Genomic DNA, 276 nt, shown 5'->3' with positions numbered 1-276 from the left:
CCATTACATATGATTTATGTGTAATGATTAGTGTATCACCAGTTTTAAGATCTATCTCTTTTGATATGCCTTTTACTAATTGCGTATTCGGATCAAATTCTACAACACTGATTTTTTCACCAATAAATACGTGTAAGTTATTATTTTCTATTATTCGTTGGGAAAAGCAGCAGGCTGAAATAAGAATGAAAAGTGTAAAGAATATTTTGTTAGACATAATTGTGTAATTATTCTTGTTTATTAATTGATCCCTGATTCCTTTTCCTTAATCTAGTC

Annotated in this window: 1 protein-coding gene; it reads left to right on the top strand. The window is 28.6% G+C overall.

The window, feature by feature from the left end:
- Positions 1-227 (top strand): hypothetical protein (locus SB764_RS39875; protein ID WP_410866732.1); only part of this gene is annotated, 227 nt, incomplete at its 5' end.
- Positions 228-276 lie beyond the last annotated feature (49 nt).

It is taken from the genome of Paraburkholderia sp. SIMBA_027 (genome assembly GCF_046535315.1).
Taxonomy (GTDB): Bacteria; Pseudomonadota; Gammaproteobacteria; order Burkholderiales; family Burkholderiaceae; genus Paraburkholderia; species Paraburkholderia tropica.
This window is presented reverse-complemented; position numbering and strand designations above follow the sequence as displayed.